17 protein-coding genes and 1 tRNA gene are annotated in these 12299 nt (G+C 40.5%); 16 read left to right on the top strand and 2 right to left on the bottom strand.

Going from position 1 to position 12299, the window contains the following annotated elements; translation table 11 throughout:
* The first annotated feature begins 5 nt into the window (after positions 1 to 5).
* The 15 genes from MKZ05_RS14130 to MKZ05_RS14060 all read left to right on the top strand — a co-directional run bounded on the left by MKZ05_RS14130 (position 6) and on the right by MKZ05_RS14060 (position 9842).
* Positions 6 to 1016: a phage portal protein gene (locus MKZ05_RS14130; protein ID WP_339160400.1), complete on the top strand. Its 1011-nt coding sequence runs from the start codon at positions 6 to 8 to the stop codon at positions 1014 to 1016.
* Entirely contained in the window at positions 1013 to 1279 is a 267-nt protein-coding gene (locus MKZ05_RS14125) for a DUF2577 family protein (protein WP_106029232.1), read from the top strand. The genes MKZ05_RS14130 and MKZ05_RS14125 overlap by 4 nt, the downstream gene beginning before the upstream one ends.
* Positions 1280 to 1293: 14 nt before the next feature.
* On the top strand, positions 1294 to 1716 hold the full coding sequence (locus MKZ05_RS14120; RefSeq protein ID WP_012011034.1) for a DUF2634 domain-containing protein: 423 nt from the start codon (positions 1294 to 1296) through the stop codon (positions 1714 to 1716).
* Positions 1709 to 2758: a baseplate J/gp47 family protein gene (locus MKZ05_RS14115; RefSeq protein WP_339160399.1), complete on the top strand. Its 1050-nt coding sequence runs from the start codon at positions 1709 to 1711 to the stop codon at positions 2756 to 2758. The genes MKZ05_RS14120 and MKZ05_RS14115 overlap by 8 nt, the downstream gene beginning before the upstream one ends.
* Positions 2742 to 3665, top strand: coding sequence for a YmfQ family protein (locus MKZ05_RS14110; protein ID WP_339160397.1), 924 nt, complete (start codon positions 2742 to 2744; stop codon positions 3663 to 3665). Before MKZ05_RS14115 ends, MKZ05_RS14110 begins: the two co-directional genes overlap by 17 nt.
* 11 nt (positions 3666 to 3676) lie before the next feature.
* Entirely contained in the window at positions 3677 to 4060 is a 384-nt protein-coding gene (locus MKZ05_RS14105) for a phage tail protein (RefSeq protein WP_003212666.1), read from the top strand.
* A gap of 15 nt (positions 4061 to 4075) precedes the next feature.
* Complete coding sequence (locus MKZ05_RS14100) at positions 4076 to 4954, top strand: hypothetical protein (RefSeq protein WP_339160395.1); 879 nt, start codon at positions 4076 to 4078, stop codon at positions 4952 to 4954.
* A 9-nt stretch (positions 4955 to 4963) separates the two neighbouring features.
* Positions 4964 to 5293, top strand: coding sequence for an XkdW family protein (locus tag MKZ05_RS14095; protein ID WP_251191363.1), 330 nt, complete (start codon positions 4964 to 4966; stop codon positions 5291 to 5293).
* Entirely contained in the window at positions 5290 to 5481 is a 192-nt protein-coding gene (locus MKZ05_RS14090; protein ID WP_284907266.1) for an XkdX family protein, read from the top strand. Before MKZ05_RS14095 ends, MKZ05_RS14090 begins: the two co-directional genes overlap by 4 nt.
* On the top strand, positions 5472 to 6956 hold the full coding sequence (locus MKZ05_RS14085) for a hypothetical protein (protein WP_284907265.1): 1485 nt from the start codon (positions 5472 to 5474) through the stop codon (positions 6954 to 6956). Before MKZ05_RS14090 ends, MKZ05_RS14085 begins: the two co-directional genes overlap by 10 nt.
* 79 nt (positions 6957 to 7035) lie before the next feature.
* Complete coding sequence (locus MKZ05_RS14080) at positions 7036 to 7248, top strand: BhlA/UviB family holin-like peptide (protein ID WP_106029229.1); 213 nt, start codon at positions 7036 to 7038, stop codon at positions 7246 to 7248.
* 11 nt (positions 7249 to 7259) lie between these two features.
* The gene (locus tag MKZ05_RS14075) at positions 7260 to 7523 is read left to right on the top strand and encodes a phage holin (RefSeq protein ID WP_003212734.1); all 264 of its coding nucleotides are present in this window, start codon (positions 7260 to 7262) and stop codon (positions 7521 to 7523) included.
* Positions 7524 to 7585: 62 nt separating this feature from the next.
* A complete protein-coding gene (locus MKZ05_RS14070) occupies positions 7586 to 8656 on the top strand; it encodes an acyltransferase family protein (protein WP_339160392.1) in 1071 nt (356 codons plus the stop codon).
* Between the two features lie 58 nt (positions 8657 to 8714).
* A complete protein-coding gene (locus MKZ05_RS14065; protein ID WP_339160391.1) occupies positions 8715 to 9539 on the top strand; it encodes a peptidoglycan-binding protein in 825 nt (274 codons plus the stop codon).
* Positions 9540 to 9653: 114 nt separating this feature from the next.
* Positions 9654 to 9842, top strand: a complete 189-nt coding sequence (locus tag MKZ05_RS14060; RefSeq protein WP_106029225.1) for a hypothetical protein — start codon at positions 9654 to 9656, stop codon at positions 9840 to 9842.
* Positions 9843 to 9894: 52 nt separating this feature from the next.
* On the opposite strand, the gene MKZ05_RS14055 is transcribed toward MKZ05_RS14060, so the two are convergent.
* Positions 9895 to 9967, bottom strand: a tRNA-Ala gene (locus MKZ05_RS14055).
* Between the two features lie 72 nt (positions 9968 to 10039).
* Positions 10040 to 10597: a GbsR/MarR family transcriptional regulator gene (locus tag MKZ05_RS14050; RefSeq protein ID WP_106029201.1), complete on the bottom strand. Its 558-nt coding sequence runs from the start codon at positions 10595 to 10597 to the stop codon at positions 10040 to 10042.
* 207 nt (positions 10598 to 10804) lie between these two features.
* On the opposite strand from MKZ05_RS14050, the gene betB reads away from it, so the two are divergent.
* Positions 10805 to 12274: a betaine-aldehyde dehydrogenase gene (gene betB, locus MKZ05_RS14045; RefSeq protein WP_003212701.1), complete on the top strand. Its 1470-nt coding sequence runs from the start codon at positions 10805 to 10807 to the stop codon at positions 12272 to 12274.
* Positions 12275 to 12299: the final 25 nt, after the last annotated feature.

Below are 12299 nucleotides of genomic sequence, written 5' to 3'. Positions count from 1 at the left end.
TGGCATTGATCGAGCTTTTTGCCATCAGAAGCGGCACCATGTATGAGCTTGTCACAGAGAGTGTGACACTTCAGGGGCAAAGGTATCAAGCCCCTCGCTCTATTCAAGCAAATATTATCACAAAGCAAGGGAGTCAAACATATTACCGTGTCTCAGAAGGGGACACGGTTCTTTTTAAATGGAAAGGAAAAGAGCTGTTCAGAGGCATTGTGTTTTCTAGGACGCCTGTTGAAGGGAAACTGACCTTTACCGCATACGACATGCTTCAATATTTGGTGAAAAACCAAGATGTCTATGTTTTTTCAAAACAAAGAGCAGATCAAATCTTGAGACGGATTGGAGCTGACTTTCAAATTCCCATGACCTCCATCGCCAATACAGGTCATGTCATAAAATCACTAGTGTTTAAAAACGATACGAGCCTATATGACATGATTCTGAAAGCATTAAAAGAGACAAAGCGGCAAACCGGCAGAAACTATCAAATCTATTCTGCTAAAGGAAAGATGGGGCTGAGAGCTTGGCCAGATCCAGAGGACGTATGGGTCATTGAATCAGGTGTCAATCTCATTGGCTATCAGTACAGCACCTCGATTGAAGAAACAGCCACTCGTGTCAAGCTGCGCACGTCTGCAGATGAACAGGGGAAAAATAAGAAAAAAGGCAGTAAATCAGAGATTGTAGTGGTCGAACAGGATAAAGCAGGTCAGAGTAAATACGGTATTTTACAGCATGTTGAGACGGTTACAGGGCAAATCAACCAGCCGCAGCTACAAAAAAGAGCCAAAGTACAGCTGGCAGAGAAAAAAGGCGTGAAACAAGAAGTCAAAAGCATCCAAGCGCTAGGCATTCCTGAACTGCAAAGCGGTCTTCCAATCTATTTGAAAATCCCTGAAATCAACGTAAAAAAAACGTACTGGATCGATCAAGACAAACATGAATTCAGTGGAGTGAAACACACCATGACAATTGATGTCGTTGAGAAAAATTCCATTCCAAAGGGTGATCAAGCGTGAGGTTAAGTGAAGCGATTAAACGATTAGCAGTGAATGCTGTAGATGCCGCCTCTCCAATTGATCTGGTGATTGGAGAAGTCACGGCAGTTTCTCCTGTAAGCATCCGGTTAAATGAAAACCATAAACTGATCATCCCGGAAGAATTACTGATTTGGCCAAAGCGCCTAAATAAGGGTGAGGATGATGAACTGAAAAGGGGAGACAGCATTATGGTGCTGGCAATGGCAGGAGGGCAATCCTTCTACATCATCGACAAATTGTAAGGGAGGTGATGAACGTGGCACTTTCACCAGAGGAAGAAATTGAGGAAACAGAAGAAGACGAAGAGGTGGAAACCTCGACGACGTATCGAATAGATGTTGAAACTGGCAGATTGACAGGTGAAACCATTTCAGGCATTGAAGCAATTCGTCAATTCGTTTATATGACACTTAGGACAGAGCGGTATGCACATCCTATTTACAGCCACGACATTGGCACTGAAATTCAGGAGCTCTTGACGGATACAGAAGCCACGGATGAATACAAAGAAATGGAGATTCCGAGGCTGCTAGAGGAAGCATTGATTGTGGACGAACGGATTGATCATATTGAAGAGATAGAGGTCACAAAGGAAAATGACTCGTTTCATGTCAAGCTAGCTATTGTCACAGATGAAGGCACATTAGAAATAGAGGAGGTGATGGAGAGCGATGTTTGAGGAACAAAAGTATGAAGCATTAATGGAAAGAATGCTAGACAGACTGCCAGATGATATAGATAAAAGAGAAAACAGCGTCATTTGGAATGCCTTGGCACCTGCTGCCGCTGAACTGGCCCAGTCCTATATTTGGCTTGATCAAGTATTCGAGCTGGTCTTTGCAGATACAGCACAAGGAGAGTTTCTAGATCGGCGGGCCGCTGAAGTAGGAATTGAAAGAAAACCAGCGACTAAAGCGGTTTGGTCCGCAGCTATTCAGCCGGAGGATATCAACATCCCAGCTGGCTCACGGTTTTTTATTGAAGACGTCTATTTCCAATATTCGAACGATGGCACGCTAGAATGCGAGACACCTGGCAAAGTCGGCAATGGTCAATTAACAGATCAGGCGCTGCTTTCACTTGATACAATCCCGGGGCTTGAATCAATTATCATGAAAGATTTGGTAATACCCGGACAAGAGGAAGAAGATGACGCTTCGTTATATGATCGCTACTTAATACGTGCTAGGCGGGAGGCTGTCAGTGCCAACAAGGCGCATTATAAAAAATGGGCTGAGGAAGTGACAGGGGTTGGCAGAGCGAAGGTATTCCCGCTTTGGAATGGAGAAGGAACAGTCAAGATTGTCATCACAGACGGCAATCTAGATGTTGCATCAGATCTGCTTGTTAAAAGAGTACAGGAATATATCGACCCAGTACCAGGCGAAGGAGAAGGACAAGCGCCTATTGGTTCAAAAGCGACCGTCGAAAGCGCCAAATGGCTGGACATTGACATAGAAGTAGCCGTCGAACTTCAAATGGACTGGACCCTTGAAGGAGCGCAGAAAGAAATAGAAGAAAAGGTCAAAGCGCTGTTGAAATCAATTGCATTTGAAAAAAGTACCATTCGAATGTCCGCATTAAATGACATTCTGTACCATTCAGAAAGTGTATCAGATTATGCAAACGTGTTATTGAATGGGGAGTCAAAAAACTTAGTGTTACAGGACATTGAGATACCGCGTCTGAGGCAGGTGAAGGTTATTGAGCAAACAAGATGAAATGAAAAACTACTTGCCGCCATATTTTACAGAGATTTATGAAGTCGATCACCTGCTTAAAACAGAAGCGCCAGAGTTTGAGCAATTGGATGAATCCATTTTCGATTTAACGGATCAGTTCTTCCCTTTGACAGCGACATGGGGATTGAATAGATGGGAAAGAATGCTGAAGGTGCAGCGAGAATCAGATGATTCCATTGAACTTCGCAGAGCACGCTTACTCAATATGATGTCAAACATTCCACCGATCACGTATCTTTCTTTAGAGAAATCGGTGAATCGTTTTCTGAAAAATCCAAGTGCCATCATCCATCTGACCACCAATCGCTACCATTTCGCCTTACGTGTGAATCTAGATGATCTGCAAAACACTAGATATATTGTAGAAATACTTGAAACGTTAAAACCGGCTCATTTGGCTTATACATTCACTGCATTTCATCATACCGATGTACATGAAATAAATGATCATCACGGGAGGCTCACATTGCGAAGCAGAGTGGGTTTTTTCGATCATATTCCGATTTTACTCAATGGTGAATTTTTATTAAATGGGTCGTTTTATCTGAGCGGAACTCGAGGGACAACCGATGTACCTGCTCGTTTTCGGCATTCGTTGAAGATGAGAATGCCGCTTCAGCATAAGTCAGAGAACACATACCGAATGAATTATGTCATGACTGGAGCGGTACATGAAACGAAGCAAGGAGCGGCATTGACTTTACGCATAAAAAACCAGCTGTCACATCAAACCAAAAAGAAGATGACGTTCCGTCTGCCAGTACATGTCCAAACTGAACAAGGCGGCAGCTTACTGATTAAGGATCATTACTGGATTCTCGATGGATCTGTTCCGCTGGACGGATCAAAAATGCTAGCAGCTACTTCTCAAAAAATAGAGCTATAAGGAGGATCACAATGGCTGATCAATTAACCGTAACAACATTATATGCACGTCAACAAATGGCAAAGGCAAGAGCCGAAGGAACAAAACTCACAAAAGTCGTCAAAATGGCATTTGGAAATGGTGGGACGAAGGATGGGAAACCGATCTCACTAGACGGCACTGAACAAAAACTCAAAAAAGAACTCGTCCAAAAAGAGATTGATTCGTTTACCTTCATGGAACCAGCAAAAATCCGCTACACCTGCACGATCGCCGAAGGAGAACTTGCAGGAGAAGTCATCAACGAACTAGCACTTGTCGACGAAGCCGGCAAATTCACCGCCATCCGCACCATGACAGACAAACAAAAAGACGGCGACATCGAATTTGTTTTTGAGATTGATGATATTTATTAATGGAGGGGAAAAGAAGTGGAAATAAAATCACCTTTACCGTTTGAAACCTCTGACAAAGCCCATGCCAACTTATTTAACCGGATGGTCAACACACTTGTGGAGAATGACAATGAGCTCAGTAGACAAATAGAAGGAATCACAAATGAAAGCTTATTTAAACTAACAGGCGATCAAGCCATTCAAGATGCATCAGTCAGCGGTGAGGAATATCCAGATGGCATTACGTTCATGGATATTGGACAAGCGAATGATACCGGATATCCTACGAGATTTGGCTTTGTGAAAAATGAAAAATATAGTAACTTTCGATTTGTTCAATATTACTATGGGACTGGAAACGAAGCGGGCAGTTATTTTGATAGCACGGGTACATGGTGCCGTCATTGGTGGACTGGATCTGGTTGGACCGACTGGCATAAGCTCTCTGGGTTCTGTCATGCCAATATAGGTACAACTGGAAAACAGTTATTAACCAAAGGTGAGTATCAAAAAATCCTTTTTAATCGAAAGATAAAAGACAGTCATAACAATTTTGACATCAAAAATAATCGCTTCATCTGCCCTGAAAACGGAATGTATTCAGTGAATGCAGGTGTTTATATTGAAACCTTTCAACGATACGCAAACTTTGAATTATCGATCTATTTAAATGGAAAAAGGTATAAAAATATTGCACATCAAAGACAGAGCCCGACCAGCCCATCTGATACGTTGAGCTTTAGTATGGGACTTTATGGTGCTGCGAATGTACCGGCTAATAAAGGGGATTATTTAGAAATTTACATGTATGCAGGATATGACGGAGATGTTAGTCGTTATGTATCTGAAAATTCAGGCTGGTACAACTATTTTGATATTACAGAAGTAGGCGGCAGAAATTTCCTGAGAGGATAGGAGGATTCTATGATTTTATATGAAGCCATTAAGTATAAATACCCCGATGCGGATCCGCAAAAGGACTTTGAACTTAGAAATGATGGAGACGGTTCTTACATTAACGAGTGGCATCTAGATGTGCCAAAGCCAACGGCAAAAGAATTGAAAGAATGGTGGGACGAATCTCAAATCAATCCAAGTTATCAACCGCCTCTTCCGCTAGATTATCTAGCACAAGAAGTAGCCAAAGAAAAGCTCATGAGAAAACAGCTTGAACATCAATGTGATCATCTAACAAACGAAATAAAAGCGCTAAAAAATGAGATCCTTTTATATAAAGGAGAGCGTGAATCATGAATTATTGGGTAATGGCGTTGTATTTTAAATGGGTGACTCCTGAATTGGTCAAGCAAGCGGTGGAACTAGGCGATTGTTCAATGGAAGATTTAAAAACAGGATATGAGCAAAGGATGCTCACTCTAGAGCAGCTACCAAGAAGTGGAACCAAGCATCAAAGCAAGGGAGTGAAAACTGAATGGAAATAAAACAACCAAAACCTTTTGAAGTAAATGATAAAGCACATGCTGATTTGTTTAATGACATGGTCAAAGTACTTCTTGAAAATGATCATGGATTAATAGAGCAGTTCTTAAAACATACAAATGATGCGAGAGTACACGCATCTGAAACAGAAAAGAAGAAATGGAATCAATCTCAGTTATATAAAATGACGAATGATAACGGATCCCAATTGGTCAATATTCCAGCTGGCGGCAGTATTTATAACGGAATTAAATCGTTAGGTGCCTGCTCTTTCTATGCCCCAGGTGGTTCTGGAGTAGTCGATTCTCCTGCTATAGGTAATGCTGCATTAAGAGGCTTTCAGCTTGTGGGTCAAAATAATATTGGCGTAGGAATCGCGATTGACACATCAGGCAATGCATTTTGTTTTTCCTATCATGTGAATGACATTGCGATCAATTGGCTGCAAATACCTAGTCAAAACGAAAAAAACAAATGGGACGCAGGACAACTATCTAAAATTACCGCTGACGATGGAAGAGCATACGAAAGAATTAATGCAAACGATCCTAGTATTTTGGATAAACTCATCAAATTACCAGGCGTGCATTCTTGGTATATCCACGAAGCACATCCTGATTTGCCGACAAGAAGTTCTATGAGAGCCTTATCAGTCTTTAGTGAAAATACCTATGGCTGGATTATTGGGGCAAATAATACTGGTGATGTGTACATCAATCGATCCACGACAGATGTTACCGGTACTCAGCAAGAATGGAGCGGATGGAAGAGGTTGAACGAGCATCCGTTATTGAAGGCGAATGGAAATAGAATGCTTATCCCTACTGGTACAGATATATTAACACTGCCATCTGGCTTTTATTATGTCTCTGGAACGAACGCAGTGAATATGCCATCAACGACCGATGCTTCTTGGTTTAATGTAGATATTATAGAAACGGGAAATAACCGCAAAACATTTCATGTGAGTCGAAGCTATGATAATAGTCATTGGTACGGAACGACTCATACAGATGGGATTTTCAGAGGCTGGAAACGGATATTAACAGTGGAGGATATGTCAAATACTTCTTTTGTTGATTCGTATGATCAGAATAATTCTACAACTGTAGCATCTGAAAATATTCCAACAAAACTCCTTTTTGGAGATACAAGATCAGATGATTTGGGCGAATATGATCGTTCACGGTCTGAAATTACTTTGAAAAATAACGGCTTATATTTAATAAGACTTTATTTGACAAGTACGAATATTCCGGTTGGATCAGATAGTATTATCTCATGCTACGTGAATGGATCAGAATATCAACGCTTTGGAAATTGGAATCCAGTTATTTCATCCAGTGTCTATGTGATGTTCCTTCAACAAAAATTTAAAGCAGGAGATAAGTTAACATTTTATATTACTCCCAAAAATACTGGCAGAACCATCACTATTGGAACAGCTTACGTTACCTTATCTCAATTAAGATGGTAAAAAGTAAGTTACAATCCAGATCCAAAATGGACAAATTGGTGCAATGTGGGTAATTTATTTCGGGAAGAAGGTGATTCCAATGGAAGTAGATGTCGTCCAAAACTTAATGACACAAGGTCCTTTTGCCGTTCTCTTTTGCTGGGTTCTGTTCTATGTTCTCAACACAACAAAGGAACGAGAAAACAAGCTTAATGCACAAATCGAGGCGCAAAATGATGTGTTAGCAAAGTTTAGTGAGAAATATGATGTTGTGATCGACAAGCTCGACAAAATTGAACGGAATTTAAAATAGGAGGAAAAATCATGAAGACATTCGACAAAGGCACAGTGATTCGCACAGTGCTTCTTTTTATTGCGCTCATCAATCAAACGCTTGTCATGTTTGGACAGACGGTGCTGCCGATTAGTGAGGAGCAAGTACAAACCGCTGGTGAGGCACTATATGTAGCAGGTTCCACCATTTTTACGATGGTGACAGCCATTATCGCTTGGTTTAAAAACAATTATGTGACCTACAAAGGTCAATTACAAAAAGATACCCTGAAACAAAGAGGGCTAACAAAATAAATGTATAGTTGCGCTGGCTTCCTTCTTCATATATCCTAAAATTGGAGTTGGAGGGAAGCCAGTTGTTAGAAAAAGATTTAAAATTAAGTAATATAAAGGGCTTGTTGATTTTTCTAGTTGTTTTCGGACACTTAATAGAACTCAATAAGCAGAATTATTATCAGCTTTTTGTGTTTATTTACGCTTTTCATATGCCACTTTTTATTTTTATCAGTGGGTATTTAGCTAAAAGAATGAAAGTAAGTAAAATGATTAATCTATTTCTTTTATACTTTATATTTCAGTCGTTTTTTGACTGGTTTCTTTATTTTATAGGAGAATATAAAACCCTATCGTTTCATTATGGTAAGCCACAATTTCATTTGTGGTATATCGTAAGTATGCTCTTTTGGTATGCACTAGCTTGGGGGTTATCAAAGTTAAGACTAAGTTTAATAGGGAAATTAAGTATCTTTATTATTATATTCATTGTCTGTTTTATTTCACGCCAGTACACAGGTGTGATCGTAAATACAGTGAAAGAGTTTTATCCGAATTTTACATCTTACACTCTTAGTTATCAAAGGACAATTTCATTTGCACCCTTCTTTTTTGCTGGCTTTTTTATGACAAAGGAAAGCTTGAATGCTGTTTATAAGATTATAAAACCCTCAATGGCAAAGGTGTTACTCATAGTAACGGGATCATTAACAATTTTATTGATTGAGTACACACCAAACTTAGAATGGCTGTTTCGTGGCAGCTTTGGAATAAAACGATTTTTGGCTCATGATGAAAGTTATTTAATGAAAATGCTCCTTCATTATCTCTTGTCAGCTTGGATATGTTTGCTTGTTCTTATCGCAGTAAATAGTAAGAAGAGCATTCTGACAAAGTGGGGGGATTATTCACTAGGAATTTTCTTGTTCCATCCTGTTTTTGTGTTTATATTAAGAAAGACTGAATTCATGAATGAATGGAGCGGAGATACTCAACTTGTTTTTTATTTCGCATTAGCATTTATCATTGTGAGCTGTCTAGGCTCCAATCTTTTTGCGGCAGTCAGTTGGTTCATCACTTCCCCATATAATACAATCAAAAAATTAACATCTTTATTAAAACCAAAAGCAGAAGAAAAAAATACAAATTTCTAAGTCCCTTAGCAGGGGCTTTTTTAATGCTCAATACACTAATCAAAGGAGAAGAAAGAACATGGCTGAAAAAATTGGATTGCAAACTCTTATCGACCGTTCCATTAGAAATATGGGTTCCGGCATTCACAGGGTTGTAAAAAAAAGTGCGATTGAAATGATCAAGCAAGCATATAAAGAAGGTATCTTTGTTCAGATTACTTCTGGCTACCGTTCGTTTGCAGAACAAAACAAGCTTTACGCTCAAGGTCGTACCGCTCCTGGGAAGATTGTCACCAACGCTAAAGGTGGTCAATCAAATCACAACTATGGTTTAGCGATCGATTACGTTCTATTAAGTGCGGATGGAAAAAAAGCACTTTGGACAGTCAACGAAAAATGGCGTCGAGTAGCTCAAATCGGAAAATCACTAGGGTTTTCGTGGGGTGGAGACTGGAAGAGTTTTAAGGACTACCCACACCTTGAAATGATGGGCAGTTTGACTTTAACGCAGCTTCAAGCGGGTAAACGACCTTTCTTGGTGTCATTTATATCAAATAAAGTTTCTGAAAAGCCAATTAAGACAAAGTCTGTTGAAAAATTATTAGCAAATGGCTCGATAAAATCTAAAACAAGTACATCTAAAAAGTTAGATATCTTGCCATCTGGCATCTTAAAAATAACCAAGCCCTTAACAAAAGGATCACAAGTCATAGCCGTGCAAAAAGCCTTATCCTCACTCTATTTCTACCCGGACAAAGGGGCAAAAAACAACGGAGTTGATGGCTATTATGGACCGAAAACAGCGAATGCGGTCAAGCGGTTCCAGCTCATGAATGGTCTAGCGGCAGACGGGATTTACGGTCCGAAGACGAAGAACAAAATGGAACAATTGCTAAAAAAGTAATCATTCATAAAGGGCTATCAGCAGGTGAATGGAATTTCCCTTGCTGATAGCTAGAAAAAAATGACATCATTTGTGATATAATCGACCGAATCACTATCATGAGGGGAGAGTAAAATGAAAAAGGAACTGTTCCAAGTCATCATGCTGTCAGTGCTGCTCATCTATTTCTTTTATCACGGAATGACGAGTGATTATCCTGTGTCTTACACAATCATTCTCATCACGGCTTATGTCTCTGTGATCGCGTACCGCATCATAAAGATATTAGGCTCAAGAAAAAACAAAGAACAAACAGAGCTGTAAGAAATAAATACATAAAAAACCATCCTTGATTTCTCAAGAATGGTTTTTCGTATGGAGCATAGCGGGATCGAACCGCTGACCTCTACGCTGCCAGCGTAGCGCTCTCCCAGCTGAGCTAATGCCCCGATGTGTTACGACTTAATTTATTATAATCAATCCTCCTGTAAAATTCAAGCTTTAAAACGCACACACATCGTCTATTTTTCTTTCTGATCAATCGGGATATAGTCAAAGATTTCCCCTGAATGAACAGAGTCTGCTAAGCGTCTCAGCCAGTCATAGTAGGCTTTTGAGCTTTCAAGCTGCTCTATGAGCTGCTGCGCTTCCTCTCTTATATGTTCCTCCAACTGATCATCACGAGCCACCTCTTGAAGCCGGACTTGCGCTTCTTCTATCGCCGCTAAATTGACCTCGACCTCTCGTTCCCACTTTTGTGGAAAGAAGTTCATGAAAAACTTAAAAAAGTCTTTTTCAGCAACAAAGCTATGTTTTCTTCGTCCTCGGTGAAAGGTCTTTTTGACTATATTCATGTCTTGAAGCTTTTTCACACCTGTACTCATACTCGGCTTGCTCATTTGCAGCTCTTCACGCATTTCATCCAGCGTCATTTCCTCATTTAAATACATGGTCCCATAAAGAATACCAGCACTTCGTGTAATTCCATAGAGATCCATCGTTTCAGCTATGGAATCAATGACTAGATCTTTAGCAGCTAAAATACGCTCTTCTGCTTGCGGCTGTTCCTGCTTTTTCATCCTGTCCCTGCTTTCTATTAAGAGAATTCAATACGTTCAAAAAAATCTTTATGGACTATATGTTAACGAAAGAATGCAAAATGTCAAAAGAAAATGAAGCATATCTCCCTTTGACAGAAAAATTTGAACATGATACGTTAATTATGTTCAAAACGTTAAATTTTTATTTAACAAACTTACCAAAGAGAATCAGAGGAGGTTCCTTCTATGAGTCAAACACTATTTATAGATGGACAATGGGTTGGCGCCAAAAGTGGCGACACGCGGGATATCATTAATCCATTTAATCAAGAAGTGATCGCGACAGTCAGTGAAGGATCAAGAAATGACGCGCAGCTAGCCATTAAGGCAGCGAGAAAAGCCTTCGATCAAGGTGACTGGGCAAACTTGCCTGGACTTGAAAGAGGAAATATGGTGTTTAAGATTGCTGAATTGATTAGACGTGATCTTGATGAACTAGCCAAATTAGAATCGCTTGATACTGGTAAAACAGTAGAGGAAAGCAAAGCAGACATGGACGATATTGCGAACGTGTTCCAATATTACGCCGGTCTTGCCGACAAAGATGGCGGGGAAATCATTGCATCGCCAATTCCGAACTCTAAAAGCGAATTGGTCAGAGAGCCTGTCGGTGTATGCGGGCAAATTACTCCATGGAACTATCCATTGCTTCAAGCAAGCTGGAAAATCGCTCCTGCTCTAGCGGCGGGGAATACAATCGTATTAAAGCCAAGTGAAATTACACCACTCACCACGATCAAAGTATTCAAACTCATGGAAGAAGCAGGCATTCCAGCAGGGGTTGCGAACCTAGTCCTTGGGCCGGGTGCAACGGTTGGTGATGAGCTTGCTGTGAATGATCAAGTCGATTTGATTTCATTTACAGGCGGTATTGAAACAGGTAAGAAAATCATGCAGGGAGCCAGTGGGAATGTGAAGAAAATCGCCCTTGAGCTCGGCGGGAAAAATCCGAATATTGTGTTTCAAGATGCTGATTTAGACGTAGCGGTTGACCAGGCAATGAATGCTGTGTTTTTCCATGCGGGGCAAGTGTGTTCAGCAGGTTCACGTTTGCTAGTGGAAGAATCCATTCATGCTGAATTTTTAGAAGAACTGGTGAAGCGCACGAAAAAAATCAAGCTAGGCAACGGCTTTGATGAAGAAACCCAAAGCGGCCCGCTCATCTCAGCTGAGCATCGAGAAAAAGTAGAAAAATACGTCAGCATTGGGTTAGATGAAGGCGCCAAATTAGAAACAGGCGGAAAAAGACCGGACGCAGAGGAGCTTTCAAATGGGTTCTTCTACTTGCCAACGATATTCTCAGGCTGCACGTCAGAGATGCGGATTGTCCAGGAAGAAGTCTTTGGCCCAGTATTGACAGTTGAATCCTTTCGTACAGAGGAAGAAGTGATTGAGCTGGCAAACGATACGATTTATGGATTAGCAGGAGCCGTGTGGTCTACTGATATCAGCAAGGCCGAAAGAGTCGCTCGTCAATTAAGATTAGGCACAGTTTGGATCAATGACTTCCATCCTTATTTCGCTCAAGCACCTTGGGGTGGATATAAGCAATCAGGTCTAGGACGTGAATTAGGACGCACCGGGCTTGAGGAATATACGGAACTGAAGCATGTATATCGTAATACAAAACCTGAAGCGATTCGTTGGTTTCAATAAAAATCACACATTTGGAGGAGATTCT

Origin of the sequence: Bacillus sp. FSL M8-0277 (genome assembly GCF_037975305.1) — a bacterium.
Taxonomy (GTDB): Bacteria; Bacillota; Bacilli; order Bacillales; family Bacillaceae; genus Bacillus; species Bacillus pumilus.
The sequence above is the reverse complement of the archived record's forward strand: the minus strand, read 5'-3'. Positions and strand labels throughout refer to the sequence as shown.

Excerpts from the sequence above, each read along its gene's own strand:
- MKZ05_RS14115 (WP_339160399.1), top strand. The coding sequence starts at position 1,709 with ATGTTTGAGGAACAAAAGTATGAAGCATTAATGGAAAGAATGCTAGAC.
- MKZ05_RS14105 (WP_003212666.1), top strand. The coding sequence starts at position 3,677 with ATGGCTGATCAATTAACCGTAACAACATTATATGCACGTCAACAAATG.
- MKZ05_RS14095 (WP_251191363.1), top strand. The coding sequence starts at position 4,964 with ATGATTTTATATGAAGCCATTAAGTATAAATACCCCGATGCGGATCCG.
- MKZ05_RS14090 (WP_284907266.1), top strand. The coding sequence starts at position 5,290 with ATGAATTATTGGGTAATGGCGTTGTATTTTAAATGGGTGACTCCTGAA.
- MKZ05_RS14085 (WP_284907265.1), top strand. The coding sequence starts at position 5,472 with ATGGAAATAAAACAACCAAAACCTTTTGAAGTAAATGATAAAGCACAT.
- MKZ05_RS14080 (WP_106029229.1), top strand. The coding sequence starts at position 7,036 with ATGGAAGTAGATGTCGTCCAAAACTTAATGACACAAGGTCCTTTTGCC.
- MKZ05_RS14075 (WP_003212734.1), top strand. The coding sequence starts at position 7,260 with ATGAAGACATTCGACAAAGGCACAGTGATTCGCACAGTGCTTCTTTTT.
- MKZ05_RS14065 (WP_339160391.1), top strand. The coding sequence starts at position 8,715 with ATGGCTGAAAAAATTGGATTGCAAACTCTTATCGACCGTTCCATTAGA.
- MKZ05_RS14060 (WP_106029225.1), top strand. The coding sequence starts at position 9,654 with ATGAAAAAGGAACTGTTCCAAGTCATCATGCTGTCAGTGCTGCTCATC.
- MKZ05_RS14050 (WP_106029201.1), bottom strand. The coding sequence starts at position 10,597 with ATGAAAAAGCAGGAACAGCCGCAAGCAGAAGAGCGTATTTTAGCTGCT.
- betB (WP_003212701.1), top strand. The coding sequence starts at position 10,805 with ATGAGTCAAACACTATTTATAGATGGACAATGGGTTGGCGCCAAAAGT.